Annotated in this window: 43 protein-coding genes; 3 read left to right on the top strand and 40 right to left on the bottom strand. The window is 38.3% G+C overall.

Annotated elements, in window-relative coordinates; genetic code table 11:
* Nucleotides 1-136 precede the first annotated feature (136 nt).
* The gene (locus tag B371_RS0117770; protein ID WP_019415665.1) at nt 137-787 is read left to right on the top strand and encodes a hypothetical protein; all 651 of its coding nucleotides are present in this window, start codon (nt 137-139) and stop codon (nt 785-787) included.
* A 223-nt stretch (nt 788-1,010) separates the two neighbouring features.
* On the opposite strand, the gene B371_RS0117765 is transcribed toward B371_RS0117770, so the two are convergent.
* Entirely contained in the window at nt 1,011-1,688 is a 678-nt protein-coding gene (locus tag B371_RS0117765) for a KinB-signaling pathway activation protein (RefSeq protein WP_019415664.1), read from the bottom strand.
* 148 nt (nt 1,689-1,836) lie between these two features.
* Between B371_RS0117765 and gerD the strand changes: the two genes are divergently transcribed.
* Nucleotides 1,837-2,424 (top strand): spore germination lipoprotein GerD, encoded by a 588-nt coding sequence (gene gerD, locus B371_RS0117760; RefSeq protein ID WP_019415663.1) that lies wholly within the window; start codon nt 1,837-1,839, stop codon nt 2,422-2,424.
* 42 nt (nt 2,425-2,466) lie between these two features.
* Here the strand turns inward: gerD and B371_RS0117755 are convergent, their stop codons facing one another.
* The 3 genes from B371_RS0117755 to B371_RS0117745 all read right to left on the bottom strand — a co-directional run bounded on the left by B371_RS0117755 (nt 2,467) and on the right by B371_RS0117745 (nt 5,233).
* A complete protein-coding gene (locus B371_RS0117755; RefSeq protein WP_026023118.1) occupies nt 2,467-3,522 on the bottom strand; it encodes an Mrp/NBP35 family ATP-binding protein in 1,056 nt (351 codons plus the stop codon).
* A gap of 155 nt (nt 3,523-3,677) precedes the next feature.
* On the bottom strand, nt 3,678-4,391 hold the full coding sequence (locus B371_RS0117750; RefSeq protein WP_019415661.1) for an N-acetylmuramoyl-L-alanine amidase: 714 nt from the start codon (nt 4,389-4,391) through the stop codon (nt 3,678-3,680).
* 125 nt (nt 4,392-4,516) lie between these two features.
* On the bottom strand, nt 4,517-5,233 hold the full coding sequence (locus tag B371_RS0117745) for a DUF421 domain-containing protein (protein WP_019415660.1): 717 nt from the start codon (nt 5,231-5,233) through the stop codon (nt 4,517-4,519).
* Nucleotides 5,234-5,553: 320 nt separating this feature from the next.
* On the opposite strand from B371_RS0117745, the gene B371_RS0117740 reads away from it, so the two are divergent.
* Nucleotides 5,554-5,850, top strand: coding sequence for a hypothetical protein (locus tag B371_RS0117740; protein WP_019415659.1), 297 nt, complete (start codon nt 5,554-5,556; stop codon nt 5,848-5,850).
* A gap of 336 nt (nt 5,851-6,186) precedes the next feature.
* Here B371_RS0117740 and B371_RS0117730 read toward each other — a convergent pair whose 3' ends face one another.
* From B371_RS0117730 to rpsJ, 36 genes are all read right to left on the bottom strand, one after another.
* Entirely contained in the window at nt 6,187-6,816 is a 630-nt protein-coding gene (locus tag B371_RS0117730; RefSeq protein ID WP_040681326.1) for a YitT family protein, read from the bottom strand.
* 242 nt (nt 6,817-7,058) lie between these two features.
* The gene (gene rpsI / locus B371_RS0117725) at nt 7,059-7,451 is read right to left on the bottom strand and encodes a 30S ribosomal protein S9 (RefSeq protein WP_019415656.1); all 393 of its coding nucleotides are present in this window, start codon (nt 7,449-7,451) and stop codon (nt 7,059-7,061) included.
* Between the two features lie 20 nt (nt 7,452-7,471).
* Nucleotides 7,472-7,909 carry a 50S ribosomal protein L13 gene (gene rplM / locus B371_RS0117720; RefSeq protein ID WP_019415655.1) on the bottom strand — a complete coding sequence of 146 codons (438 nt, stop codon included), beginning with the start codon at nt 7,907-7,909 and terminating at the stop codon, nt 7,472-7,474.
* A 165-nt stretch (nt 7,910-8,074) separates the two neighbouring features.
* Entirely contained in the window at nt 8,075-8,824 is a 750-nt protein-coding gene (gene truA, locus B371_RS0117715) for a tRNA pseudouridine(38-40) synthase TruA (RefSeq protein ID WP_019415654.1), read from the bottom strand.
* A 17-nt stretch (nt 8,825-8,841) separates the two neighbouring features.
* The gene (locus B371_RS0117710) at nt 8,842-9,639 is read right to left on the bottom strand and encodes an energy-coupling factor transporter transmembrane protein EcfT (RefSeq protein WP_019415653.1); all 798 of its coding nucleotides are present in this window, start codon (nt 9,637-9,639) and stop codon (nt 8,842-8,844) included.
* The gene (locus tag B371_RS0117705; RefSeq protein ID WP_019415652.1) at nt 9,636-10,508 is read right to left on the bottom strand and encodes an energy-coupling factor ABC transporter ATP-binding protein; all 873 of its coding nucleotides are present in this window, start codon (nt 10,506-10,508) and stop codon (nt 9,636-9,638) included. The genes B371_RS0117710 and B371_RS0117705 overlap by 4 nt, the downstream gene beginning before the upstream one ends.
* The gene (locus B371_RS0117700; RefSeq protein WP_019415651.1) at nt 10,484-11,329 is read right to left on the bottom strand and encodes an energy-coupling factor ABC transporter ATP-binding protein; all 846 of its coding nucleotides are present in this window, start codon (nt 11,327-11,329) and stop codon (nt 10,484-10,486) included. Before B371_RS0117700 ends, B371_RS0117705 begins: the two co-directional genes overlap by 25 nt.
* 847 nt (nt 11,330-12,176) lie before the next feature.
* Nucleotides 12,177-12,557 (bottom strand): 50S ribosomal protein L17, encoded by a 381-nt coding sequence (gene rplQ / locus B371_RS0117695; RefSeq protein WP_019415650.1) that lies wholly within the window; start codon nt 12,555-12,557, stop codon nt 12,177-12,179.
* 52 nt (nt 12,558-12,609) lie between these two features.
* Nucleotides 12,610-13,554, bottom strand: coding sequence for a DNA-directed RNA polymerase subunit alpha (locus tag B371_RS0117690; protein WP_019415649.1), 945 nt, complete (start codon nt 13,552-13,554; stop codon nt 12,610-12,612).
* 138 nt (nt 13,555-13,692) lie between these two features.
* Nucleotides 13,693-14,082, bottom strand: a complete 390-nt coding sequence (rpsK, locus tag B371_RS0117685) for a 30S ribosomal protein S11 (protein WP_019415648.1) — start codon at nt 14,080-14,082, stop codon at nt 13,693-13,695.
* A gap of 25 nt (nt 14,083-14,107) precedes the next feature.
* Complete coding sequence (gene rpsM / locus B371_RS0117680) at nt 14,108-14,473, bottom strand: 30S ribosomal protein S13 (RefSeq protein WP_019415647.1); 366 nt, start codon at nt 14,471-14,473, stop codon at nt 14,108-14,110.
* Between the two features lie 22 nt (nt 14,474-14,495).
* On the bottom strand, nt 14,496-14,609 hold the full coding sequence (gene rpmJ / locus B371_RS0117675) for a 50S ribosomal protein L36 (protein WP_019415646.1): 114 nt from the start codon (nt 14,607-14,609) through the stop codon (nt 14,496-14,498).
* Nucleotides 14,610-14,646: 37 nt separating this feature from the next.
* Nucleotides 14,647-14,865 (bottom strand): translation initiation factor IF-1, encoded by a 219-nt coding sequence (infA, locus tag B371_RS0117670; protein WP_019415645.1) that lies wholly within the window; start codon nt 14,863-14,865, stop codon nt 14,647-14,649.
* A 408-nt stretch (nt 14,866-15,273) separates the two neighbouring features.
* Entirely contained in the window at nt 15,274-15,930 is a 657-nt protein-coding gene (locus tag B371_RS0117660) for an adenylate kinase (RefSeq protein ID WP_019415643.1), read from the bottom strand.
* Between the two features lie 62 nt (nt 15,931-15,992).
* Nucleotides 15,993-17,282, bottom strand: coding sequence for a preprotein translocase subunit SecY (gene secY, locus B371_RS0117655; protein WP_019415642.1), 1,290 nt, complete (start codon nt 17,280-17,282; stop codon nt 15,993-15,995).
* On the bottom strand, nt 17,282-17,722 hold the full coding sequence (rplO, locus tag B371_RS0117650) for a 50S ribosomal protein L15 (protein WP_019415641.1): 441 nt from the start codon (nt 17,720-17,722) through the stop codon (nt 17,282-17,284). The genes secY and rplO overlap by 1 nt, the downstream gene beginning before the upstream one ends.
* Nucleotides 17,723-17,755: 33 nt before the next feature.
* Nucleotides 17,756-17,935, bottom strand: coding sequence for a 50S ribosomal protein L30 (gene rpmD, locus B371_RS0117645; protein ID WP_019415640.1), 180 nt, complete (start codon nt 17,933-17,935; stop codon nt 17,756-17,758).
* 14 nt (nt 17,936-17,949) lie between these two features.
* Complete coding sequence (rpsE, locus tag B371_RS0117640; protein WP_019415639.1) at nt 17,950-18,450, bottom strand: 30S ribosomal protein S5; 501 nt, start codon at nt 18,448-18,450, stop codon at nt 17,950-17,952.
* A gap of 21 nt (nt 18,451-18,471) precedes the next feature.
* Nucleotides 18,472-18,828: a 50S ribosomal protein L18 gene (gene rplR, locus B371_RS0117635; protein ID WP_019415638.1), complete on the bottom strand. Its 357-nt coding sequence runs from the start codon at nt 18,826-18,828 to the stop codon at nt 18,472-18,474.
* A 33-nt stretch (nt 18,829-18,861) separates the two neighbouring features.
* On the bottom strand, nt 18,862-19,401 hold the full coding sequence (rplF, locus tag B371_RS0117630; RefSeq protein WP_019415637.1) for a 50S ribosomal protein L6: 540 nt from the start codon (nt 19,399-19,401) through the stop codon (nt 18,862-18,864).
* Between the two features lie 30 nt (nt 19,402-19,431).
* On the bottom strand, nt 19,432-19,830 hold the full coding sequence (gene rpsH, locus B371_RS0117625; protein WP_019415636.1) for a 30S ribosomal protein S8: 399 nt from the start codon (nt 19,828-19,830) through the stop codon (nt 19,432-19,434).
* A 29-nt stretch (nt 19,831-19,859) separates the two neighbouring features.
* On the bottom strand, nt 19,860-20,045 hold the full coding sequence (locus tag B371_RS0117620; RefSeq protein ID WP_017381507.1) for a type Z 30S ribosomal protein S14: 186 nt from the start codon (nt 20,043-20,045) through the stop codon (nt 19,860-19,862).
* 19 nt (nt 20,046-20,064) lie between these two features.
* The gene (gene rplE, locus B371_RS0117615; RefSeq protein WP_019415635.1) at nt 20,065-20,604 is read right to left on the bottom strand and encodes a 50S ribosomal protein L5; all 540 of its coding nucleotides are present in this window, start codon (nt 20,602-20,604) and stop codon (nt 20,065-20,067) included.
* A 25-nt stretch (nt 20,605-20,629) separates the two neighbouring features.
* On the bottom strand, nt 20,630-20,941 hold the full coding sequence (rplX, locus tag B371_RS0117610) for a 50S ribosomal protein L24 (RefSeq protein WP_019415634.1): 312 nt from the start codon (nt 20,939-20,941) through the stop codon (nt 20,630-20,632).
* Between the two features lie 36 nt (nt 20,942-20,977).
* Nucleotides 20,978-21,346, bottom strand: a complete 369-nt coding sequence (gene rplN, locus B371_RS0117605) for a 50S ribosomal protein L14 (protein ID WP_017381510.1) — start codon at nt 21,344-21,346, stop codon at nt 20,978-20,980.
* 45 nt (nt 21,347-21,391) lie between these two features.
* Complete coding sequence (gene rpsQ / locus B371_RS0117600; protein WP_019415633.1) at nt 21,392-21,655, bottom strand: 30S ribosomal protein S17; 264 nt, start codon at nt 21,653-21,655, stop codon at nt 21,392-21,394.
* Between the two features lie 18 nt (nt 21,656-21,673).
* Nucleotides 21,674-21,874: a 50S ribosomal protein L29 gene (rpmC, locus tag B371_RS0117595; RefSeq protein ID WP_019415632.1), complete on the bottom strand. Its 201-nt coding sequence runs from the start codon at nt 21,872-21,874 to the stop codon at nt 21,674-21,676.
* Complete coding sequence (gene rplP, locus B371_RS0117590; protein WP_019415631.1) at nt 21,864-22,298, bottom strand: 50S ribosomal protein L16; 435 nt, start codon at nt 22,296-22,298, stop codon at nt 21,864-21,866. Before rplP ends, rpmC begins: the two co-directional genes overlap by 11 nt.
* A gap of 1 nt (nt 22,299) precedes the next feature.
* Nucleotides 22,300-22,956: a 30S ribosomal protein S3 gene (gene rpsC / locus B371_RS0117585; RefSeq protein ID WP_019415630.1), complete on the bottom strand. Its 657-nt coding sequence runs from the start codon at nt 22,954-22,956 to the stop codon at nt 22,300-22,302.
* Between the two features lie 3 nt (nt 22,957-22,959).
* The gene (gene rplV / locus B371_RS0117580) at nt 22,960-23,301 is read right to left on the bottom strand and encodes a 50S ribosomal protein L22 (RefSeq protein WP_019415629.1); all 342 of its coding nucleotides are present in this window, start codon (nt 23,299-23,301) and stop codon (nt 22,960-22,962) included.
* A 20-nt stretch (nt 23,302-23,321) separates the two neighbouring features.
* Nucleotides 23,322-23,600 carry a 30S ribosomal protein S19 gene (rpsS, locus tag B371_RS0117575; protein WP_019415628.1) on the bottom strand — a complete coding sequence of 93 codons (279 nt, stop codon included), beginning with the start codon at nt 23,598-23,600 and terminating at the stop codon, nt 23,322-23,324.
* Between the two features lie 57 nt (nt 23,601-23,657).
* Nucleotides 23,658-24,488 (bottom strand): 50S ribosomal protein L2, encoded by an 831-nt coding sequence (gene rplB / locus B371_RS0117570; protein ID WP_019415627.1) that lies wholly within the window; start codon nt 24,486-24,488, stop codon nt 23,658-23,660.
* Nucleotides 24,489-24,532: 44 nt separating this feature from the next.
* Nucleotides 24,533-24,817, bottom strand: a complete 285-nt coding sequence (rplW, locus tag B371_RS0117565; RefSeq protein WP_019415626.1) for a 50S ribosomal protein L23 — start codon at nt 24,815-24,817, stop codon at nt 24,533-24,535.
* Complete coding sequence (rplD, locus tag B371_RS0117560) at nt 24,817-25,440, bottom strand: 50S ribosomal protein L4 (RefSeq protein ID WP_019415625.1); 624 nt, start codon at nt 25,438-25,440, stop codon at nt 24,817-24,819. The genes rplW and rplD overlap by 1 nt, the downstream gene beginning before the upstream one ends.
* A 26-nt stretch (nt 25,441-25,466) precedes the next feature.
* Nucleotides 25,467-26,096: a 50S ribosomal protein L3 gene (rplC, locus tag B371_RS0117555; protein ID WP_019415624.1), complete on the bottom strand. Its 630-nt coding sequence runs from the start codon at nt 26,094-26,096 to the stop codon at nt 25,467-25,469.
* Nucleotides 26,097-26,148: 52 nt separating this feature from the next.
* Entirely contained in the window at nt 26,149-26,457 is a 309-nt protein-coding gene (rpsJ, locus tag B371_RS0117550; RefSeq protein WP_019415623.1) for a 30S ribosomal protein S10, read from the bottom strand.
* Between the last annotated feature and the right edge of the window lie 133 nt (nt 26,458-26,590).

Raw genomic sequence — 26,590 nt, 5'->3', positions numbered from 1 at the left:
TCAGTTTTCAAGGTTCATTTGGTGTCACTTGTTTTGGCGACTTTTATATCTTATCAAATTTTCATCTTCATGTCAATACAAAGTCATAAATTCTATTGAAGAAAAATAAACTAATCAAGAGAGGTTGTGTATTCAATTGAAAATACGTGTTTTTATTACATTAATCATTTTACTTTTGGTCTTTTTATTTATTCAACCAAAAGGGGAATGGGTTCCCGTCTTCCTAGTAACCGAACAACCTGATGTCTTAATGAGCGGCAATCATGGAGTGACATTAACAGTCGACTTATCTTTTGGCAGAGAAGATGTTGATGAATGGATTACAAACTTAGAAGAACCTTATCCTCTTCTATTTTTGGATTCAGAGTGGATTGAACGTTCACCTTTAATCGTTAAAATGATTAAAGAAAAAAAGATTCCTGTGGGTTTACTCGGAAAAAACAGTAAGCAATATGAAGACTCGCCTGATTTATTAGGCAAAGAAATTGAACTTTTCCAAACTTCATTCGATACTGTTCCGCTCTGGTATCGGACACAAGATCACTCTTTTCCAGAAGAACTTAAAAAACAGGTATGGGATTTCCAAATGAATATGGTGAGTGCATCTGTTAATTGGACTACAGGATCTGCTCCACCAATTAAAAAAGGAGATATTGTATCAGCTGCGTTACATCAAGAAACTCGTGTCAGTATAAAGGAGTTACAGTCTTTCCAGAAAGCGCATCCGTTTGTTTCTATAGAAGAAACGCTTTTTGGATATAAAACACAATCGAAAACATTCCCATAAGAAGAGTATATAACTACTTAATGAGATCCTGAGTAAGTTTGCGTGCTACCTGTAATGTACTTAAAATTTAAGGTGATTTTATTCATTACTTTGTTTTATTCCCTATTTCGGGGAAATTGATTCCTTTCGAACTAAAAATAATTAAGTACACTAATCAAATATAGAAAAGAAGCTACTCACCTAAACAAAATGGTGAGTAGCTTCTTAATTCTTTAACTCTATTTTATAATTTTTCTTTAGTTTTTAGGGCACGTAATCTTCTACGCTCTACTAATTTCAAACGATCGACTTCTGATTTTGCATTATATTTTGGCAGTTTTAACAACTGATATGCATTTACCGCTAATAACGGGAACAATAATAATGCCACATAACGATCTACATCTTTTTCATTTACCATTAAAACTGGTAACCACTCCAAAGTTGTAATAACAATCATAAAAAATAACGCAGAAATAAATGCATGTTTTTTAGTCCACTTCGCTTTAAAATAAGCTACGACTAAACCGGAAATTAATAATACAGCTAAAAGACCTAAATATAATAGAAGTTGGCCTTGCGTATTTGCCAGTGGCATAAATCTAAACCTAATCAAATCAAAAATTACTACTGCAATAATTAATAATTGCACCCAGTTCCACAAGGTAAGACTTTTAAATATATTTACACCAAATTGGTGAATCGTTAAATATGCGAAAAAACCCATCTGACTGATTACACTCATTGTCATTCCTAGAAACATAAACCACAATAAACTCCCTGCAAACTCACCGTACTCACCAGTTGCCACATATGGAGCGAATGCATCTTCCCATCGAATAAATAAACCAGCTATTCCAGTTACGACACCGCCGATAACAAGTGCTTTAATGAAGAATATAAACCAATTTCTTATTGTCACAACAAAAAATCCCCCGTTTTTCCTGAATTTCTAATCTGATTGTATCAACGAATAAGAAAAAAATCTATTTTACGAAAAGATATCTACATATTCTAAACAATATTGTGAACAATATATGAAAAGCTACGTACTAGGAAAGAGGTGGAATATGCGAAAATGGATGATTTTAATTTGTATCATCTTATTGACTGGGTGTGCAGAGAAACCAGAGAAAACATCTTATGAAGAAACAAAAAAAATCGTTACTGATACCCTTCAAACTGAAGAAGGAAAAAATGTAATACGTAAAATGCTCTCAGATCCAGAGTTTAAAGAACTTTTAATCTTAGACCAAGATGTAGTTAAAGATTCAATTGAAAATAATTTACTTTCCAAGGAAGCTGAAACGTTTTGGAAAGATACATTTAAAGATCCAAAGTTTTCCGAAACATTTGCTAAAAGCATGAAAGAGCAACAAACAGAAATTATGACTGAGTTAATGAAGGATGCTTCTTTTCAAAAAGATTTAGAAACATTCTTTGGTCAACCTGATATGCAAAAGCAATTGGAAACTATTATGAAGTCATCAATAATGCGCAAGGAAATAGAAAAAGTGGTCAAAGAAACCATAAATAGTCCATTACTACAAACCAAATGGCAGGAATTGATTCAAGCTGCTGGCTCAGAAAAAGAAGGTGGAGGTGGTAAAGAAGAAGAAGGTGGAGGTGGCGGTGAAGAGAAAAAAGATGAGGCATAAGAAAAAATACCCCGTTAGCAAATTCTAACGGGGTAATATTTCTTAAGTTAATTTATTTATGATTTTTAAAGCAATTTCTCCATACATTTTACCTGTAGAATGCGTCTCGGCATAAACAGAAGGAGCAAAATCTTCTTCATCCCAATCAGGTTGACCTAATGGAATTTGACCTAGAAGTTCTACGCGAAGCTCCTCAGCAAGTTTGGTACCTCCACCCTTACCAAAAACATACTCTTTCTCATTCGATGTCTTTGATTGGAACCATGCCATATTTTCAATGACACCTAGCACTTCATGGTTTGTCTGAAGCGCCATCGCTCCCGCGCGTGCTGCTACAAAAGCAGCAGTTGGGTGTGGTGTCGTCACAATGATTTCTTTCGATGTTGGAATCATTTGATGAATATCAAGTGCTACATCTCCTGTTCCAGGTGGCAAATCAAGTAATAAATAGTCTAAATCGCCCCACTCAACATCTTTGAAGAATTGATCCAACGCTTTTCCAAGCATAGGACCGCGCCATACAATGGGAGCATTATCTTCGACGAAGAAGCCCATTGAAATAACTTTTACACCAAAACGTTCTACTGGAATAATACGATTACCTTCAACTTTCGGATTTTGTTGAATGCCCATCATATCTGGAACGCTAAATCCATAAATATCCGCATCTATTAGACCAACCTTTTTACCTAAACGTGATAATGCTACTGCTAAGTTGACTGACACTGTAGATTTCCCTACGCCACCCTTGCCAGAAGCAATTGAAATAAATTCGACTTTGTTTAATGGTGATAGTAAGTCTTGTACGTCCGATTCAGTTCCCGTTCCACGAAATGACGCTAAAACTTCAGGCGACAATTCTTCAAATCGAATACCTACTGTACCAACTCCTGCTTGTTTTAACGCATCTACTACTTTCATTTGCAATTGCATTTGTTCCGGGGTAGCTGTTTTAGCAATTGCTAGTTTTACGCTAACATGATTTTTCTCTTCTTTAATCTTTACTTCTCTAATACCCTCTGTTTCGAGTAACGTTTTATGTAAAAAAGGATCCTGCAATTGTCCGAGCAACTCTCGGACCTGTTGTTCATTCATCAATTTAGACACTCCTTTAAAAATACATTTCGTCATAGTATATCATACCGATAAAGCTAGGTATGGTTGTAGGATTTGGTTTGAAGTGGAGTGATAGATGAATTACACTCTTCTAATTTTTAGCTACTACTCGTCTAAGCTTTACATGAGTATCTTTACTATTGCATTTGACTGGTATAGTACTCTTCAACACCCTGCGCAATAGCTTCAACCATTTGTTGTTGGTAATCTTTAGCCATTAACAACTTTAATTCTTCCGGGTTGCTTAAGAATCCTGTTTCTACTAAGACTGCAGGGACAGTCGCCTTTTTTAGTAAATATACTTGCTTTATAGCTGACGCCTCGCGCTCAGTATTTCCAATATTGTCCCGAATAGCTGCTTGAATAGCCTTGGCAGCAGCTCCTCCTCCTACATGACCTTCTTGATGGTAAAACACTTGAGCTCCACGCCATCTAGTTTCAGGAACTGTATTTACATGCACACTGATAAATAAATCGGCATCTGACTTTACAATCATTTCTTCACGTATCTTTAAATCGGCAATTTTCCTGGCACGAATAGTTGGAAATGATGCTTGTGGGGCATGTTCTGCTACTGCATCTTCCTCGGTAGAACGGGTCAAAACTACTTCCGCACCCAATCTTTTTAATTCTTTCTCAAGCGCCTTTCCCAATTCAAGTGTAATGTTTTTCTCTAAGACATCCCCGACAGATGAACCTCCGTCAATTCCGCCATGACCAGGATCCACAACGATTTTCATTCCACCAAGAGGTGCAGGTAAAAAGAATGCACGATCAGAAGCTTGCGTTTCATAAATCACAACTGTTGCAGAAACTAACAATAAAAGTCCAATTGCTATCCAGCGTTTCAAAACTTACGACACCACCTTTTACACTCACTATACGTATGTCCTATACGAACTATGAGGAAAAACAGAGTCCTTATTAATATTAAATTTGAATGTCATAAGAATTTTAGTCTTACTAATTCAACTACTTAACGAGGCAGAGGCATATTGTCATCTCTTAAGTCCATATACACGGAACCATCAGAATCGATTTCTGCATAAAATACTTGTTCAATTGAATTTACTCCATTTTTTTTCAATTGTTTGTTTACCCATTCCTCTGTTAACTTAAGTCCCGGTAAATTCTTTTTAACGAGTTTACCGTCTTCTATAATTGTGCAAGGTACGAAATTAGGATCACTGGTTTGCGCTTTAACATCTTGTTTCGTCGCAGATTGTTGCGCCACTTTTTTGAAAACGCTTAGTTCACCATTTGTTTCTAATACCGCAAAATGGACATCTTTAATTAGGAAAATCCCCTGTATCCTTAATAACATAGTTAAATCGCCCACAGGAAGCCGACTCGATTTGAGTGCTTTTTCTAGTATTTTTCCTTCCTTAATAACAATCGTCGGCTTATCGTCCAAAATTTCTTTTGCTTTCCTAGACTTCACCGTAATTAAACTAACAACTATCGATAGAATAACCCACCACACTAAAGAGGTAAGTGCATTTAAGTAATGTGTATCATCATGTGCAACAAGTTCTCCGGCTATTGAACCAATCGTTATGCCTGTAATGTAATTAAAAAATGTCAGTTGACTAATTTGTTCTTTCCCTAATATTCGTGCAAAAAACAATAAAATAACAAAGGTTGTAGAAACCCTTGCGATCATTTCCCAAAAACTATAATCATCAAGATTCATGGATTATTCTCCTTTTTTAGTTGAGAACTTCATTATTTCCTAATTTGAGATTACTTATGCAATTAAATGAGGTTACATCATCTATAAGTGCGTGTTCAAAAAGGAGCATAAAAAGAGCCGAGTAGGTCGAGGCGGCGTAGCCTTTGAGCACCGGAGCGTATGGTGTTGATACGTGAGGAGCAGAGACAACGAAGAGATACGACAGCTATTTTTAGCGGACTTTTTGAACAACATCTATAAAGGAGCATTTTTTAATTTTTTTTGATAGTTCTCCAAACCATTTTGATGAACTTACATAGCATAGAGAGAGGGGGCTTTGCATGAGTAAAGATCGGTTTCGAAAACAAATGAATTCAAACTATACTTTACAGGATTTATTGAAAGGGCAGGATCTGGAAATCATTGCTGCTTCTCTACTTCTGCTCGATAAATTAAAAGTAAATTCCGTCCAATTATTTCGAAATTCACCAGAAATTATTGTTACTTTGGCCGGGAACTATCAAACTACAGATAATGATAAAACGAACATGGATGAATTTTTAAAAGCCAATGGAGACTTGACGTTTGATGAAGTGTTAGATGCTCTTAATACACAACTTAAGAAAAAAAGGAAGTGACTACGTTGGGTAATAATGATTTACAAAAAAATTCTGGTTTTGATGGGACGAGATTTACTAATGGACTTTTACTCGTTATATTCATTTCATTCCTTCTCTTTGGGGCTAAATCGCCCCAAATACCATTTGTTCCACCTACAATTATTTGACAGATCATGAAAGTTTAACGGGCTTTCTAACTAGACATTTTTGTCTCGAACTATAGAGACCGCTTGGAATAGCGTCCTCTAAATTAACGCTGGCGCCGGAAATTTATACTCTCTTGTATAGAGAATCAAAAATAGCCCCGTTCCTCAATTTGCGGAACGAGGAATAGGACTTATGCTGTACAATGCTTTATAGGTAAACCTCAAAAGAAACAACTTGAGATTTAGTGTTTTTACTTTTAATTGAAAGAAAGCTTGTCATTATCCCAACACAGATTACAGTAATACATGATAAGAGAAATGAGTTACCTACAATCAAAAAGTACCCCGATAAGACGATGACGAAATCAAAAATAAAAATAATTATACCTGGATTTATTTTTGCATAATTGGCGACAATTTGCCCAAATAAATCAGTCCCACCAATACTTGTATCAAAACGAAGCATAAGCCCAATTCCTGAACCTACAAATAGACCACCTAATATCGAGCTTACTATAGGGCTTTGATTTAAAATAAATCCTAGCTCTATAAAAGGTTGATAAGTCACATCTATCATAAATGAAGAAAATAGCATGGCATGAATGCTATTGTATACAAAAGAACGATTATAGAACCAAGCCAGAATCAGGATGGGAAAACCAATTAACATTACGATCAAACCTAATTGAATTCCTGATAAATAGTGAACGATTAATCCCATCCCGAAACTTCCGCCATCTAATAGTTGATGATTAACTAAAAAGACATTTACGCCGAACGCCATTAATATACTTCCAATTAGAATGGCTATGGATTTATGTATAAAGGACAATAACATTCCACCTCTGTGATTCACACTATTAATATATATGATGATGAACTAACAATCATCCCAATAAAAGGATTTTCACAAAAGGGTAAAGTTTATACTATTCAATTGATTTCTACTTTTTATTTCCAAGTAAAATCCCTTAGTATTTGATCCAATAAGGGGCCTTTTCTTTTATGCATTTTCGTTCTCCTTACACACAAAAAACCCCTCTCCCACAGGTGGGATAGAGGTTTTTTAAAATCCGAAGATTAACGTTTTGAGAACTGAGGTGCACGACGCGCGCCTTTAAGACCGTATTTTTTACGCTCTACCATACGAGAGTCACGAGTTAATAATCCTGCAGATTTCAATGCTGGACGGAAATCAGGATCTACATGAAGTAGTGCACGGGCAATACCATGACGGATTGCTCCTGCTTGACCTGTATAACCACCACCCTTAACATTTACATGAATATCATAGCTACCTAATGTTTCAGTTGCTACTAATGGTTGTTTGATGATTTCACGCAATGTTGCGAATGGTACGTAGTCTTCTACGTCACGTTTGTTGATAACAATATTACCTTCGCCCGGTACTAAACGTACTCGTGCAGTTGAGCTTTTACGACGGCCTGTGCCGATATATTGAACTTGTGCCAAGGTTGTATCCTCCTTTTTAATTATCCTTTAATTTCATAAACTTCTGGTTGTTGTGCTGCATGTGGATGTTCTGGTCCAGCGTATACATTAAGTTTTGTGAAAGTTTGACGACCTAAAGAGTTTTTAGGAAGCATTCCTTTGATTGCTAATTCTAACATTTTTGTTGGGTAGTTTGTACGCATTTCTAAAGCCGTACGTTTTTTCAAACCACCTGGGTGCATTGTGTGACGGTAATAAATTTTGTCTGTTAATTTTTTACCAGTCAACTGAATTTTCTCTGCATTAATAATAATAACGTGATCACCTGTATCAACGTTTGGTGTGAAAGTTGGTTTATTTTTACCACGTAAGATTGCAGCAACTTCAGATGCTAAGCGACCAAGGATTTGGCCTTCAGCGTCTACGATTACCCACTTACGCTCTACTTCGTGACCTTTAGCCATGAATGTTGTACGCATTTATTTTGTCCTCCTAATTCAATCTAATATGATTTAAAATGTTCTCTATCTTCATAAAAATAAGTTTCGGGGCTTATCATGAAGTAAATGGAAATCCATATGTGATTGTATAACGAAATGAAGAATAAGTCAAGAGTTTATTGCAAAACACCTGGACGTGTTGCTTCACTCGGAATAAAACACTGACTCTAAGTATAAACCTCGTGCAGGAGCGGTCTTCCCAGCTCTCTTCCGATTTACAGCAACAAGCAAGGATGCCATCTCCGCAGGTTCACGTTTGCCAATTCCGACTTCCCATAAGTTCCCTGCAATTATTCGAACCATATTATATAAAAAGCCGTCTCCTTCAATGACCATATGAAGTTCATCTTGGTCACTCTCAAGTAACTCTAAACGTTTAATAGTTCGAACTCTATCGACTACTTCTGTACGTGCCGAACAAAAACTCGTAAAATCATGTGTTCCCAGAAACGCTTGTGCGGCTTCTCTCATGCGTTGTATGTTCGGCCTAACTCCAGGAGTATGCACGACATAATTGCGCTTAAACGGACTCTCTACATCACTTAAACTCCACTTGTACCTATACACTTTCCCAATAGTGCCGTATCTCGCGTGGAATTCGTTTGAAACTTCTTCTACTGAGATCACTCGAATATCTCCAGGTAGTTGAGTGTTGAGAGCTCGAACCCAACGATTTACAGGGAATTGTAGGTCAGTATCAAAATGAATTACTTGTCCAGTTGCATGGACGCCAGCATCTGTCCGACCACTCGCGACTACTTTCACGTTATTCCTTTTGTGCATTTTAGCAAGTACTCTTTCTAGCTCGAGTTGAACAGTACGTTCATTCAGTTGTATTTGATAGCCTGCAAAACCATACCCGTCATACATAATAACCGCTTTCAAACGTTTCACTGTTGTTCCCCCTAGCTTTACGAACGTAACCACAAGAGTATTATTGCAATAATTATTAATACTAGGATTATCGTTGAATCACGCCAATCCCATTTTAATTGACGGTAACGTGTACGTCCTTCTCCCCCTCTATAACCTCGAACTTCCATCGCTACAGCTAAATCTTCTGCACGTTTAAAGGCGCTAACGAATAGAGGTATTAGCAAGGGCACCACCGCTTTTATTCGTTCTCTAACAGGTCCTGAACTAATATCAGAGCCTCTAGCCATTTGAGCTTTTAAAATTTTATCAGTTTCATCCATCAAGGTTGGAATAAAACGTAACGAAATCGACATCATTAATGCTAGTTCATGTACTGGTAATTTAAAACGCTTAAAGGGATTTAATAAAGTCTCCATCCCATCTGTTATAGATATAGGAGAAGTAGTTAATGTAAGAATAGACGTAATCATGACCAACACTAAAAATCGAACAGAAATGAAAATACCTTGTTTTAATCCTTCTTCGTACACTTCAATGAATTGCCACTTAAGCAATAAATCTCCTTCTTTTGTAAAGAAGATATGTAACAAAAAGGTGAAAATAACTAAAAATATGATTGGTTTTAAGCCATTTATTAAAAAATATAAACGTATCTTAGAAAAGAATATCGTAATCAGTGTAAATACTACTAATAAAGCATACGATATAATGTTGTTTGCTAAAAATATAATTCCGATAAATAGAAATACAAATATTAATTTAGACCGTGGATCTAATTTATGAATGAATGAATCTCCAGGAATATAACGACCAAAAATCATTTTTTCCATCATGAAGACTCACGCTCCACTTGTGCAACACGTGCAATTTCATTTACTAACTGTTCTTCAGTTAGACAAAGTATAGGTAGTGGATATCCGAGTAACTCTTCAAATTCACGTTGAAAACGAACGATGCGCGGTGCAGCTAACCCAAACTCAATGAGTCTTTGTTCGTTACCAAAGACTTCAATTGGCTGTCCACTTAAAACACAACGGCCATCTTTCATAATAGCTACACTGTCCGCATAACGAGCAGCATCCTCCATCGAATGAGTAACCAAAATGGTGGTAAAACCTTTTTCCACATGTAGCTTATGGAATAAATCCATGATTTCACGACGACCACGAGGGTCTAAGCCTGCCGTGGGTTCGTCCAATACAAGGACGCTTGGTTCCATCGCCAAAACACCTGCAATTGCGACTCGACGCATTTGACCACCTGATAGATCAAAAGGAGATTTCTCTAATACCTCTTCAGGTAAACCCAATTGTTCAACTAAAAGACGCGCACGTCTCTCTGCCTCATCTGCAGGAACACCGTAGTTTAATGGACCAAACATTATATCTTTTAAAACAGTCTCATCAAACAGTTGATGTTCAGGGAATTGAAAAACAATACCGATTTTCTGTCGGATTGGCTTTAAGTTTTTAACTTTCTTACCTGCTTGAATCATCAAATTGCCAATCTGAATAGTTCCTTCAGTTGGTTTTAATAAGGCATTTAAGTGTTGTAGCAAAGTAGACTTACCAGACCCTGTATGACCAATAATTGCTTGATATGAACCTGATATGATTTCTAAATCGACGTCAGTTAGCGCACGTTTTTCAAAGGGTGTTCCTTTGGCGTATGAATAGCCTATTTTTTGAAGTTGGATATCCATATATCATTCACCAAATCTCGTTCTGACATATGATCCTGTTTTAATATAATTCCATTGTCGCCGAGTATCTTGCTCATCCTCAATGCAAAAGGTAAATCTAGTCCAAGTTCTACTAACTCTTCACCACGAGAAAAAATTTCGTCAGGTGTTCCTTCTGTGTACTTACGTCCATTATTTAATACTAGTATTCGATCTGCAAGCAATGCTTCTTCAAGGTCGTGTGTAATTGACAATACAGTTAAATTCGTTTCTTTACGTAAACGTTGTACAGTCGTTAAAACTTCTTCGCGTCCTTGTGGGTCAAGCATTGAAGTTGCCTCGTCCAATATTAATATCTTTGGTTTTAAAGCAAGTGCTGCCGCAATGGCAACCCGTTGTTTTTGACCGCCTGATAAATGATGCGGTTCGCTATTTAAATGTTTCTCCATTTTCACTTGAGTAAGTGACTCATGGACTCTTACAACCATATCTTTAAATGAAACTCCATTATTTTCTAAAGCAAAAGCGACATCGTCCTGTACGGTAGCACCGACAAATTGATTGTCTGGATTTTGAAATACCATACCCATTTGTGATCGAATATCCCATAAATTATCTGCATTAAGCGTTTCACCAAAAACCCTTACTTCTCCACTTTGCGGAAATAACAGGCCGTTCATGAGTTTCGCCATTGTGGATTTCCCAGAACCATTATGACCAACGATTGCAATCCACTCGCCATCGCTGACAGAAAAAGAAATATCTTCTAGTGCTTTTCGGATTTCAGTTTCTTCTGGTGAATATGTATAGATAACATTGTGAAACGATAGAATTTCATTCATGTAATAGAGACCTCCAATAAAACAGTTCAATCTATTTAAAAACACAGCTTGCACCCTTAATGAGGCAAGCTGATGTCTTTTCAAAATAATACTAATATCTTTATATCATATCACTACTAGAAAAAAAACAGCTTGCTTACAAATTGACCAAACTGTTGTATTATCTTAGCGTGATATCAAAATCTTCTATTAATTAAAAAAGCGCGCACCTCATTCAGAGAAATGCGCTCTTTTATATGTTTATCGTATTCGGTTGCTCATGCCGTACACGTGAATGAGGTGCGTAGAGCTAGACGAGACGCCACCAAAGGGTCCGCTCATCATAACGCTCTGCTTTTCGTTATGTCGTATAAACCTTGTTAGAAATACACAGTTTGCACCAATGATGGTGCATGCTGATGTATTTCTTATACTGATACCAAAACTTTTTAATCTTTTATCAGTGTTAGAAATACACAGTTTGCACCAATAATGGTGCATGCTGATGTATTTCTTATACTGATATCCAAAACTTTTTAATCTTTTATCAGTGTTAGAAATACACAGTTTGCACCAATGATGGTGCATGCTGATGTATTTCTTATACTGATATCCAAAACTTTTTACTCTTTTATCAGTGTTAGAAATACACAGTTTGCACCAATGATGGTGCATGCTGATGTATTTCTTATACTGATACCAAAACTTTTTAATCTTTTATCAGTGTTAGAAATACACAGTTTGCACCAATAATGGTGCATGCTGATGTATTTCTTATACTGATATCCAAAACTTTTTACTCTCTTATCATTGTTAAAAAAAGAGGGTGACTAATAACCTAGTACCCTCTTCTAATTGTAATGAATGATTAAACTAATTCAATAATTACAACGGGTGCTCCGTCTCCTCGACGAGGTCCCATTTTCATAATTCTTGTATATCCGCCTTGACGTTCAGCGTAGCGTGGAGCTACATCATCAAACAATTTTTGCAATGCATAAATTGTTGAATCATTGCCTTCTTCATCAGTAGCGGTTACTAGTTCACGACGAATATAAGATGCAGCTTGTCTGCGTGCATGCAAATCTCCACGTTTTCCTAATGTAATCATCTTCTCAACAACCGAACGTAATTCCTTCGCACGAGTTTCTGTCGTTTGAATTCGTTCGTTGATGATCAAATCAGTTGTTAAGTCACGTAACATCGCTTTACGTTGAGAACTTGTACGACCAAGTTTTCTGTAACCCATTGATGTTAACCTCCTTCGCTAAATATTAATCTGTCTTTATCATATAAATTGCTTAGTCTTCTTTGCGTAATCCTAAGCCAAGGTCTTCTAGCTTCACTTTTACTTCTTCTAGTGATTTTCGTCCAAGGTTACGTACTTTCATCATATCGTCTTCTGATTTGCTAGCTAACTCAAGTACAGTATTAATACCTGCGCGCTTCAAACAGTTATAAGAACGAACAGAAAGATCAAGTTCTTCGATAGTCATCTCTAAAACTTTTTCTTTTTGATCCTCTTCTTTTTCGACCATGATTTCAGCAGTTTTTGCCTCATCCGTCATCCCAACAAAGATGTTTAGATGCTCAGTTAAAATCTTAGCACCAAGCGAAATCGCTTCTTTCGGACCGATGCTACCATCTGTCCACACATCAAGAGAAAGTTTATCGTAATTAGTCATTTGACCAACACGAGTATTTTCTACTTGGAAATTGACGCGTGAAACTGGAGTGTAAATAGAGTCTATTGGGATAACCCCAATAGGAAGATCCTCACGTTTGTTTTGATCAGCAGGAGTGTAACCGCGGCCACGTTGTGCATACATACGCATACGCAAATGACCATTTTTACCGATTGTTGCAATATAGAGATCAGGATTTAATATTTCTACATCACTGTCATGTGTAATGTCAGCGGCTGTAATCTGTCCATCACCTTTAACATCAATCTCTATGACTTTTTCTTCATCAGAGTAGATTTTAAGAGCTAATTTTTTCACATTCATTATAACTGAAGCTACATCTTCAACAACACCCTCAATAGTAGAGAACTCGTGAAGTACACCATCAATTTGAATAGAAGTTACTGCAGCTCCTGGTAAAGAAGATAATAAGATACGTCGTAGTGAATTACCTAATGTGTTTCCATATCCACGCTCAAGCGGTTCGACAACAAACTTACCAAAATTGGCACCTTCGCTGATATCAACCGTTTCAATCTTTGGTTTTTCTATTTCGATCATTACAATTTACCCTCCTTCAAAACATCAATGTATAGGTTTGTTCCATCATGAAATCGATAGTACTAGACTTATCGGTATTGCACAACTTAGTGTGTACAAGAAATGATGTTCTCAATCAATTAATTTGAGAGGCACCTATTACACGCGACGACGTTTTGGTGGACGGCAACCGTTATGTGGAACTGGAGTTACATCTTTAATAGCTGTAACATCAAGACCTGCAGCTTGAAGTGCACGAATTGCAGCTTCACGACCTGCACCAGGACCTTTTACCGTTACTTCTAACGTCTTTAAGCCATGTTCAACAGATGATTTCGCAGCTGCTTCAGCAGCCATTTGCGCAGCAAATGGTGTTGATTTACGAGATCCTTTAAAACCAAGTGAACCAGCACTTGACCAAGAAACTGCGTTTCCTTGCATATCTGTAATAGTTACAATTGTGTTGTTAAATGTAGAGCGAATGTGAGCAATACCGGATTCGATATTCTTTTTCACACGACGCTTACGTGTTTGTTGTTTACGTGCCATGTTAGGAAGAAACCTCCTTTACTGATTATTTTTTCTTGTTAGCAACAGTTTTACGAGGACCTTTACGCGTACGCGCATTGTTCTTCGTGTTTTGACCGCGAACAGGTAAACCTCTACGATGACGGATACCACGGAATGAACCGATTTCCATCAATCGTTTAATGTTTAATGATACTTCACGGCGAAGGTCACCTTCAACCTTGAAAGCACCGATTGCATCACGAATTTTGTTTAATTCGTCTTCTGTAAGATCACGAACTCGTGTATCTTCAGAAACGCCAGCATCAGCCAAAGCTTTTTGAGCGTTTGTTTTACCAATACCGAATATATATGTTAATGAAATAACAACGCGTTTATCGCGTGGAATGTCTACACCTGCAATACGTGCCATGTGTTAGTGCACCTCCTTCAAATTAGCCTTGTTTTTGTTTATGCTTTGGATTTTCACAAATTACCATTACTTTACCGCGTCGGCGAATAACTTTACATTTTTCGCATATCGGCTTTACAGATGGTTTCACTTTCATCTAACCTAACCTCCTTAATGGTCCGGAGTGCAAAAGATTATTTAAAACGGTACGTGATACGACCGCGAGTTAAATCGTAAGGAGAAAGTTCTATTGTAACCTTGTCTCCAGGTAGGATTCGGATAAAGTGCATACGTATTTTGCCCGAAACATGAGCAAGAATTGTATGACCATTTTCCAATTCCACTTTAAACATCGCGTTTGGCAAAGTTTCAATAACTTTACCTTCGACTTCAATTACATCGTCTTTCGCCATCAACCCAGTCTCCCTTCTGTATAAAAAATCAGGTCCTCATCACCAAATCAAACGGAATGTTTCGCAAATCTAAATCCTGATGGACTCTTTTCACTTTAACATTTGTTTGTTTGCATGAGAGATGTTCGAAAGACACTCGTCAGGTTCGCTTTTATAAACTACGGAGTTGATTGAACCTGGTGACCTTGTCTCCCTCATGAAACACACTACCGCTCGGAATGCCTTGGATGAGTTCCACCATATCCGTTACACAGATGCTTCCACGCAACCCATTATACCTTGTCAGAAGTAGAAATGCACGAAAGGACAAGGAACCCTCTTTAGACGTAACATTCACGATTTCCTTCTTTGTATACCGGGCAAAATATGCTTTTGCAGCTCTCGAAATCAATTCCGTTTTATAAGCGATCATTTAGTTGCTGTTGCCCCTAAAAGAGCATCTATATCATCAAATACCTTATGAATGTCTTGCTGACCGTCAATATTTGTAATAATATTCTTTTTGCCATAATAATCAAGTAAAGTTTGAGTTTGCTTCATATTTACTTCTAAACGATTAGTGACAGTTTCAGGATTATCATCCGGACGTTGGTAAAGCTCGCCACCATCTTTATCACAAACACCATCTACTTGAGGTGGGTTAAAGATTAAATGATAAGAAGTGCCACAAACTTTACAAATACGGCGCCCAGATAGACGCTTAACCAACTCTTCTTGTTCAACTTGGATATTTATTACGTGCTTCACGTTTTTGTTCAAATCAGTCAGTAGCTCATCAAGTGCTTCTGCCTGAGGAACAGTACGCGGAAAGCCGTCTAACAAAAATCCGTCTTTACAATCCGATTTGCTTAATCTTTCACGGACGATGCCAATCGTTACTTCATCAGGTACTAAAGCACCCTCATCCATAAACGATTTAGCTTTAAGTCCCAATTCTGTACCCTCTTTAATAGCATATCGGAACATATCGCCTGTAGAAATATGAGGAATTGCGTACTTCTCAACAATTTGATCTGCTTGAGTACCTTTACCTGCACCCGGCAGACCCATTAATATGATATTCATACGTTTTTACCCCCTACATATAGATTGTAGGTTAGAAAGAATTGAATCTTTTTAACCAGAAATCATTTCATGAAGCCTTTGTAGTGGCGTTTCACTAACTGTGCTTCGAGTTGTTTCATCGTTTCCAACGCAACACCAACAACGATAAGTAAACTTGTTCCACCGATTTGTGCAGCAGGTGGAAGACCAGCGAAGTTGATGAACAAAATCGGCATGATCGACACTATTGCAAGGAAAATCGCACCCACGAAAGTTAAACGATACAATACTGTTGTTAAATAGTCTTGTGTGTTCTTTCCTGGACGAATTGCCGGAATGTATGCCCCTTGTTTTTTCAAGTTGTCTGCAACTTTTTCTGGGTTTACTTGAATAAACGCATAGAAATACGTAAATGCAATGATTAATGCAACATAGATCATCATACCAACCGGTTTAGAATAATCGAATGTGTTCTGAATAAACAGTGTTACATTATTTTCCCCAAAGAATGTTGCAAGTGTTTGTGGTGTAATGATAAATGCAACCGCAAAGATTACTGGGATAACTCCAGCAGCATTAACTTTTAACGGTAAATGCGTTTGTTGTCCGCCAGTTCCACGTCCAGCAACACGTTTTGCATACTGAATTGGAATTTTACGTAACGCTTGTTGAACATAGATTACGCCAACGGTAACAGCGATAATCGCTAAAACAAGCAATACCATAATACCAATCCGTATAAATAAATCGTCACCAGCACCATCTATTTGTTGTGCATAGATTTGATTAGCGGCGCTTGGCATCCCAGCAACAATACCTGCGAAGATGATAATGGAAATACCATTACCAACACCTTTAGCAGTAATCTGCTCAGATAACCAAAGTAGGAATGCAGTCCCAGCTGTTAACACAATAGCTATAACAATATACGTTGAAATCCCATCGTCCTTGATTAAAGTACCACCATACATGGCGTTAAATCCATAAGACATTGCGATGGATTGTATAAAAGCCAACAATATTGTGAAGTAACGTGTGAACTGAGCAAGTTTACGTCTTCCGACTTCACCTTGTTGTGCCCATTCCGTAAACTTTGGTACAACATCCATTTGTAACAATTGAACAATAATTGATGCAGTGATGTATGGCATAATTCCCATTGCTAAAATAGAAAAGTTTGCAAGAGCACCACCGCCGAATGTATTCAAGAAACCAATCAAACTAAATTGGTCTGTAGCTTGTAAAACTTGTGCATCAACATTCGGTACTGGAACAAAAGTTCCAAGACGGAATATGATTAACATTAACAGGGTAAAAATAATCTTATCACGAATATCTCTAACGCGCATAAAGTTGGAGATTGTCTGAAACATTAAACCACCTCTGTTTGTCCGCCCGCAGCCTCTATAGCCTCTTTAGCAGAAGCTGAGAACTTGTTAGCTTTTACATTAAGCTTTTTATCAATTGTTCCGGTACCAAGAATCTTGATGCCAGACTTTTCGTTGCTAACATAACCAGTTTCGATAAGTAAAGCAGATGTTACCACTGTACCTTCTTCGAAACGATTTAATGTATCCAGACTAACAATCGCGTATTCTTTACGATTAATATTCGTAAAGCCACGCTTTGGTAAACGACGCATTAGTGGGTTTTGGCCACCTTCAAATCCTGGACGAACACCGCCGCCTGAACGAGAGTTTTGACCTTTAGTCCCTCTACCTGCAGTTTTACCATTACCTGAACCTATCCCGCGACCTTTGCGTTTACGCTCAGAACGAGAACCTTCTGCTGGTTTTAACTCATGCAGTTTCATATGGGTTGGCACCTCCTTATTCTAAAATACTAATTAAACTTCCTTTACAGAAACTAAATGAGCTACTTTGCCAACCATCCCTCGGATAGCTGCGTTGTCAGCATGCTCAACAGTTTGATGCATTTTACGTAATCCTAAAGCTTCTACAGTTTTACGTTGATCTGGTTTAGTACCGATCAAACTTCTAGTGAGGGTAACTACTAATTTTGCCATTGTCATTTCCCCCCTTAACCTAATAACTCTTCAACTGATTTACCGCGAAGTTTAGCGACATCCTCAGCACGTTTTAGTCTAGTTAAGCCGTCGAATGTAGCACGTACCATATTTATCGGTGTGTTTGAACCAAGTGATTTTGAAAGAATATCAGTAATACCAGCAAGTTCAAGTACAGCACGAACCGGTCCACCAGCAATAACACCAGTACCAGGAGCAGCAGGTTTGATTAAGATTTCACCAGCACCAAAGTTACCAATAATTAAGTGTGGAGTAGTACCACGAGTCATAGGAACTTCGATTAGGTTTTTCTTCGCATCTTCAATTGCTTTACGAATAGCATCTGGTACTTCTTGTGCTTTACCAGTACCAAATCCTACGTGGCCATTCTTATCGCCAACAACAACCAATGCAGTGAAGCGGAAACGTCGTCCACCTTTTACAACTTTAGCTACGCGGTTAATTGTAACTACGCGTTCTTCAAGTTCAAGTTTGTTTGGATCAATGTGACGCATGAAATGTGTCCCTCCTTCTTATTAAAATTGTAAGCCATTTTCGCGAGCAGCTTCAGCTAAAGCTTTAACGCGACCATGATATAAGTAGCCACCACGATCAAATACAACGACTTTAATGTTTTTTTCAACTGCACGTTTAGCGATTGACTCGCCGACTGCTTTAGCAGCTTCTAAGTTACCTGTACCATCGAAATCTTTTTCCATAGTAGAAGAACTTATAAGTGTTACACCAGCCGTATCATCTATCAATTGTGCATATAAATGTTTATTAGAACGGAATACGTTTAAACGAGGACGTTCAGCTGTACCCGTGATTTTTGAACGTACACGACTATGACGTTTTTTACGAACTTGATTCTTATCTTGTTTCGTAATCACAAATGTCACTCCTTTCTAAATGCTTAAGAAGCATTATTTACCTGTTTTACCTTCTTTACGACGAACTACTTCGCCTTCATAGCGAATACCTTTACCTTTATACGGTTCAGGAGGACGTACTTGACGGATGTTTGACGCTAAAGCACCAACACGTTCTTTGTCAATTCCTTTAATAGAAATCTTAGTATTTGTAGGAACTTCTACTACTAATCCTTCTTCAGGAGTAAATTCAACTGGATGAGAGAAACCAACGTTCAATACAAGTTTTTCAGCTTGTAAAGAAGCACGGTAACCAACACCAACTAATTCAAGGTTACGCTCAAAACCTTTCGAAACACCTTCAACCATGTTTGCAAGCAAAGCACGAGTTGTACCGTGAATCGTACGGTGTTGTTTTGATTCAGAAGGACGTGTTAATGTAACAACGTTGTCTTCTTTTTCTATTTTAATATCTGCATTAAAAGTACGAGTAAGCTCGCCTTTCGGACCTTTTACAGTAACATCATTGTTTGTACCAATCGTTACTGTAACGTCAGCAGGAACCTCAATTGGTTTTTTACCTACACGAGACATTTATTTGCACCTCCATTCATTTGTTGCTTTTTACCAAACGTAAGCTACTACTTCGCCGCCAACTTGTTTAGCACGTGCTTCTTTGTCTGTTAAAAGACCATTAGAAGTTGACACTAAAGCAATTCCAAGTCCATTTAATACTCTAGGTACTTCATTCATTTTCGCGTATACACGAAGACCAGGTTTTGAAATACGTTTTAAACCAGTAATAACTCGTTCGTTGTTTTGACCGTATTTCAAGAAAATGCGGATGATACCTTGTTTGCTATCTTCTACGTATTCTACGTCACGAACAAAACCTTCACGTTTAAGGATCTCAGCGATCTCTTTTTTCATGTTTGATGCAGGTACTTCCAATTTATCGTGGCGAACCATGTTCGCGTTACGAATACGTGTCAGCATATCTGCAATCGGATCTGTCATTGTCATTACATTAACCTCCTTCCCAGTTTAGGGGATTACCAGCTGGCTTTTTTTACGCCAGGAATTTGTCCTTTGTGAGCAAGTTCACGGAAACAAATACGGCAAAGCTTAAATTTACGTAAGACCGAATGCGGACGCCCGCAACGTTCACAACGTGTGTATGCTTGTACATTATGTTTTGGTGTACGTTTTTGTTTAGCGATCATTGATTTTTTAGCCACGTTTACGCCTCCCTTATGTTTACTTTTGGAACGGCATTCCGAATTGCGTTAATAACTCACGAGCTTCTTCGTCAGAGTTCGCAGTTGTTACAATTACGATATCCATACCGCGTACTTTAGACACTTTATCGTAGTCAATTTCAGGGAAAATCAATTGTTCTTTAATTCCTAATGTGTAGTTACCGCGACCGTCAAATGCGTTTTTAGAAACACCACGGAAATCACGTACACGAGGAAGAGAGATAGCAATTAATTTGTCCAAGAAATCATACATACGCTCGCCGCGTAATGTTACTTTACAGCCGATTGGCATACCTTCACGAAGACGGAAGCCGGCAATAGATTTCTTAGCTTTAGTTACAACAGGTTTCTGACCTGTAATGATTGTTAGTTCTTCAACAGCAGCGTCAAGTGCTTTAGTATTTTGAACAGCGTCACCAACACCCATGTTGATTACGATTTTGTTCACTTGAGGTACTTGCATAACTGATTTATATCCAAACTTACTCATTAGAGCAGGAGAAACTTCCTTAAGAAATTTTTCTTTTAGGCGGTTCATTTGTGTACCTCCCTTCTTCTTTTACTTATTTATCGATTGTTTCGCCAGATTTTTTTGCAACACGAACTTTTTTGCCATCTTCCACTTTATAACCTACGCGAGTTGGCTCACCTGATTTAGGGTCGATTAGCATAACGTTCGAAACGTGAATTGATGCCTCTTGGCTAACAATTCCACCTTGTGGATTAGCCTGGTTTGGTTTCAAGTGTTTTTTAACAAGATTCAAACCTTCAACCATCACACGGTCTGTCTTTGGAAAAGCAGCAATAATTGTACCGTTTTTGCCTTTTTCTTTTCCAGATATCACCATTACTTTGTCGCCTTTTTTAACATGCATTCTGTCGCACCTCCTTGTTTAGCACTTTCATGTTGATTAAAGAACTTCCGGAGCTAAAGATACGATTTTCATGAAGCTATTGTCACGTAGTTCACGTGCAACAGGTCCGAAAATACGAGTTCCGCGCGGGCCTTTATCGTCACGAATGATAACGCATGCGTTTTCATCAAATTTGATATAAGTACCGTCTTTACGGCGTACACCGCTTTTGGTGCGAACGATAACAGCTTTAACGACGTCACCTTTTTTGACAACGCCACCTGGTGTTGCTTTCTTAACTGTACAAACGACTACATCGCCGATGTTAGCAGTCTTACGACCCGAACCACCAAGCACTTTAATTGTTAAAACTTCACGTGCACCTGAGTTGTCAGCAACTTTCATACGACTCTCTTGTTGGATCACTTAGGTAACCTCCTCTCGGAATATGCTCTGTTCCGAACTTTATATTTAAATAACTTCAGATGTTTCAACAATCTCTAATAGACGGAAACGTTTTGTAGCAGACAACGGACGAGTTTCCATGATACGAACTACATCGCCTAATTTAGCTTCGTTTAGCTCATCATGAGTCTTAAACTTTTTGGAATACTTAACACGTTTTCCGTATAGTTTATGCTTTTTGTGTGTTTCAATCAAAACAGTTACAGTTTTGTCCATTTTATCAGAAACAACACGGCCCGTGTATACTTTGCGTTGATTGCGCTCAGTCATGCTCGAAAACCTCCTTTATCAGTTTTTTGCACTGATTTCTCTTTCATGAATCAAAGTTTTCATACGCGCAATCGCTTTACGTACTTCACGAATGCGTGCTGTATTCTCTAATTGACCAGTCGCTAGTTGGAAGCGAAGGTTGAAAAGCTCTTCTTTCAGTGATTTCACTTTTTGTTCTATTTCAACAGTGGTTAGTTCACGAAGTTCATTAGCTTTCATTAGATTCACCACCAATTTCTTCACGTTTTACGATTTTACACTTCAAAGGAAGCTTGTGATTTGCCAAGCGAAGTGCTTCGCGTGCTACCTCTTCAGAGACACCAGCGATTTCAAACATAATCTTTCCTGGTTTTACAACAGCTACCCATCCTTCAGGAGAACCTTTACCAGATCCCATACGTACCTCAAGAGGCTTTTTCGTATAAGGTTTATGTGGGAAAATTTTGATCCAAACTTTACCGCCACGTTTCATGTAACGTGTCATTGCAATACGAGCAGCTTCAATTTGACGGTTTGTAACCCAGCTAGCTTCAAGAGCTTGTAAGCCAAATTCACCAAATGTAACTTCTTTACCGCCTTTTGCTTCCCCACGCATTTTCCCGCGGTGTTCACGACGATATTTAACGCGTTTAGGCATTAACATATTATTTGCCTCCTTCCTCAGAGTTCTTCTTAACTGGAAGGACTTCACCACGATAGATCCAAACTTTAACACCAAGCTTACCATAAGTTGTGTCAGCTTCTGCGTGTGCATAATCAATATCAGCACGTAAAGTATGAAGTGGGACAGTTCCTTCACTATAGTGTTCAGCACGCGCAATATCAGCGCCGCCTAATCGTCCAGATACTTGAGTTTTAATACCTTTAGCGCCAGAACGCATAGTACGTTGTAGAGATTGTTTTTGTGCACGACGGAAAGATACACGGTTTTCTAATTGACGAGCAATGTTTTCAGCAACTAATTTAGCATCCAAATCCGGACGTTTAATTTCAATAATGTTGATGTGAACTCGCTTGCCAGTAGTAGTATTAAGGTTTTTACGTAGTGCTTCCACTTCAGTACCACCCTTACCGATAACCATACCTGGTTTCGCAGTGTGAATTGTAATGTTAACACGATTAGCAGCTCGCTCAATTTCAACTTTAGAAACAGAAGCTTCTTTCAAACGTGTTTCAATGTAGCTACGAATTCTTAAATCTTCGTGAAGAAGAGTTGCATAGTCTTTTTCAGCGTACCATTTTGACTCCCAGTCACGAATAATGCCGACGCGCAATCCAATTGGATTTATTTTTTGACCCACGAATTATCCCTCCTTCTTCTCAGATACCACGATTGTAATGTGGCTTGTGCGTTTGTTAATAGCGCTTGCACGGCCCATTGCACGTGGACGGAAGCGTTTTAATGTTGGACCTTCGTCAACAAACACTTCAGAAATAACTAGTTTATTAACATCTAGATCGTAGTTGTGTTCAGCGTTAGCAACAGCAGATTTCAACACCTTTTCAAGAATAGGTGATGACGCCTTAGGTGTAAGGCGCAAAATCGCAACTGCTTCACCGATTTGCTTGCCTCGGATTAAATCGACGACTAATCGTACTTTACGAGGGGCAACACGCACTGTTCTAGCAATAGCTTTAGCTTGCATCAGGATATCCTCCTCTCAAATTAACGTCTTGTTTTCTTATCGTCATTACCATGGCCTTTATACGCACGAGTTGGTGCGAATTCACCCAATTTGTGTCCTACCATATCTTCAGTTACATATACAGGAACGTGTTTACGTCCGTCATATACTGCAATTGTTAATCCGATAAAAGTCGGGAAAATTGTTGAACGGCGAGACCAAGTTTTGATCACTTGTTTTTTCTCAGAATCCTTCTGTACTTCAACCTTCTTCATAAGATGGTCATCGACAAATGGTCCTTTTTTCAAGCTTCGACCCATTTTGGAACCTCCCTCAGTGATCACGCTACGGCTCTCAGATCGAACCGTAGATTCACTTTATTTTTTGCTACGACGAACGATAAATTTGTCGGATTGGTTTTTCTTTTTACGAGTTTTGTAACCAAGTGTTGGTTTACCCCAAGGAGTCATTGGTGACTTACGTCCAATTGGAGATTTACCTTCACCACCACCGTGTGGGTGATCGTTCGGGTTCATTACTGATCCACGTACAGTTGGGCGTTTACCTAACCAACGATTACGACCGGCTTTACCAATGTTGATTAATTCGTGTTGTTCATTACCAACTTGACCAATTGTTGCACGACAAGTTCCTAGAATCATACGAACTTCACCAGATTGCAAACGAATAATTACGTACTTGTCTTCTTTACCAAGAATCTGTGCAGAAGTACCAGCAGAACGTACTAATTGTCCACCTTTACCAGGTTTCATTTCGATGTTATGAATCGTAGTACCCATAGGCATATTTTGTAATGGTAGTGCATTTCCTGTTTTAATATCAACATCCGGACCCGACATGATAGTCATGCCAACTTCTAATCCTTTTGGTGCTAAGATGTAACGTTTTTCACCATCTAAGTAGTTAATCAACGCGATATTTGCAGAGCGATTTGGATCGTATTCAATAGTAGCAACACGGCCAGGAACGCCATCTTTAAAACGTTTGAAATCGATGACACGGTATTGACGTTTATGACCGCCACCATGATGACGAACAGTTAACTTACCTTGGTTATTACGGCCGCCTTTACGTTTGACAGGCTCAAGCAGTGATTTCTCAGGCTTGTTTGTTGTGATTTCAGCGAAATCAGAGCTCGTCATGTTACGTCGACCATTACTGGTAGGTTTATACTTTTTAATCCCCATGTTTATTACCTCCTTCTTGTAATATCAACTAGATACTGTATGAATTAAACCTCGAATAATTCGATGTCTTTACTTTCAGCAGTTAACTTAACAATTGCTTTACGGCGTTTGTTAGTAAATCCACCAAATTTTCCAACGCGTTTGAATTTCCCTTTGTAGTTCATGATGTTAACTTTCTCAACATCAACTCCAAAAATCTCTTCGATTGCGTGTTTAACTTGAGTTTTGTTGGCGCGAGTGTCCACTAAGAAAGTGTACTTTTTCTCTTCCATTACTTCTGAAGAACGCTCGGTAATGACCGGACGTTTTATAATATCACGAGCTTCCATTATCCTAGCGCCTCCTCTATTTTATCTACTGCAGCTTTTGTCACAACAATTTTGTCGTGTCCAAGCAAGTCAAGAACATTAATGCCTGTCGCTGTTACTACTGATACTCCTGGGATGTTACGAGCAGATAATGCTACGTATTCATCAAGTTCAGCTGTAACGAACAAAGCTTTCTTGTCAATTGAAAGGTCTTTCAACACTTTCAAGAAATCTTTTGTTTTTGGTGAGTTGAACGTTAAGCTTTCAAGAACTAAGAAGTTCTCTTCCAACACTTTCGCAGAAAGTGCAGAACGTAGAGCTAAACGACGAACTTTTTTCGGTAATTTGTAGCTATAGCTACGTGGAACTGGACCGAATACAACACCACCACCACGCCATTGTGGAGAACGAATCGAACCTTGACGCGCACGGCCTGTTCCTTTTTGTTTCCATGGCTTACGTCCACCACCAGCAACTTCAGAACGGTTTTTAACTTTATGATTACCTTGACGTAGTGAAGCTCTTTGAGAGATTACTGCATCAAATAAAACATTATTATTTGGAGCGATTCCGAAAACCGCATCATTTAATTCGATTTCACCAACAGATGAACCTGTTTGGTTAAGTAAAGATACCTTTGGCATTCCTGTTTCCTCCTTTCTCTATTTAATTATTTAGCTTTTATAGCAGTTTTAACTACTACTAATGCTTTACGAGAACCAGGAACATTACCTTTAACGAGCAACAGATTACGAACAGCATCAACTTTTACAATTTCTAAGTTTTGGATCGTTATCATAGTAGCACCCATTTGACCAGGTAATTTCTTTTGTTTAAATACACGGTTCGGAGCAACAGGCCCCATTGAACCAGGACGACGGTGGTAACGCGATCCGTGAGCCATGGGCCCTCGTGATTGGTTGTGGCGTTTAATAACACCTTGGAAACCTTTACCTTTTGACACGCCAGATACATCAATTACGTCGCCTTCTTTGAAACTTTCAACGCTGACTTCTTGACCAACTTCGTACTCATCAATATTCAAGCCGCGGAATTCACGGATGAAGCGCTTAGGGGTTGTGCTCGCTTTCGCTACATGCCCTTTTGCTGGTTTATTAGATAACTTTTCACGTTTATCTTCAAAACCTAACTGTATTGATTCGTAGCCATCTGTTTCAATTGATTTCTTTTGAAGTACTACGTTTGGAGAAGCTTCAATTACAGTTACAGCGATTAAGTCACCGTTTTCGGCAAATACTTGAGTCATGCCGATTTTTCTACCTAAGATTCCTTTGGTCATTTGTCACACCTCCTACAAAAATTGTTTGTGCAGTTCTATTTATTATTTACCATTAAAGTTTGATTTCAATATCAACGCCAGATGGTAAATCAAGCTTCATTAACGCATCAACAGTTTGTGGTGTTGGGTTAACGATATCGATCAGACGTTTATGCGTACGCATTTCGAATTGTTCACGAGCATCTTTATACTTATGAACGGCACGAAGAACCGTATACACAGATCTCTCAGTTGGAAGTGGGATCGGACCTGATACACTTGCACCTGAACGCTTTGCAGTTTCCACGATTTTCTCAGCAGATTGATCAAGAATTCTGTGGTCATACGCTTTTAAACGGATACGAATTTTTTGTTTTGCCATTATTTTTCCTCCTTTTCGCCTATTTACTAGACATTCTCAACGAAAATTTTCCGACAACCCGCCATGGCAAAGCGGCCGGGTGTGTCAGTAACCTCTCGCATCATAGCAGTCAAAGACCAACATTCAACATTAT

The organism is Paenisporosarcina sp. TG20, from assembly GCF_000286315.1.
Lineage (GTDB): Bacteria > Bacillota > Bacilli > Bacillales_A > Planococcaceae > Paenisporosarcina.
This window is presented reverse-complemented; position numbering and strand designations above follow the sequence as displayed.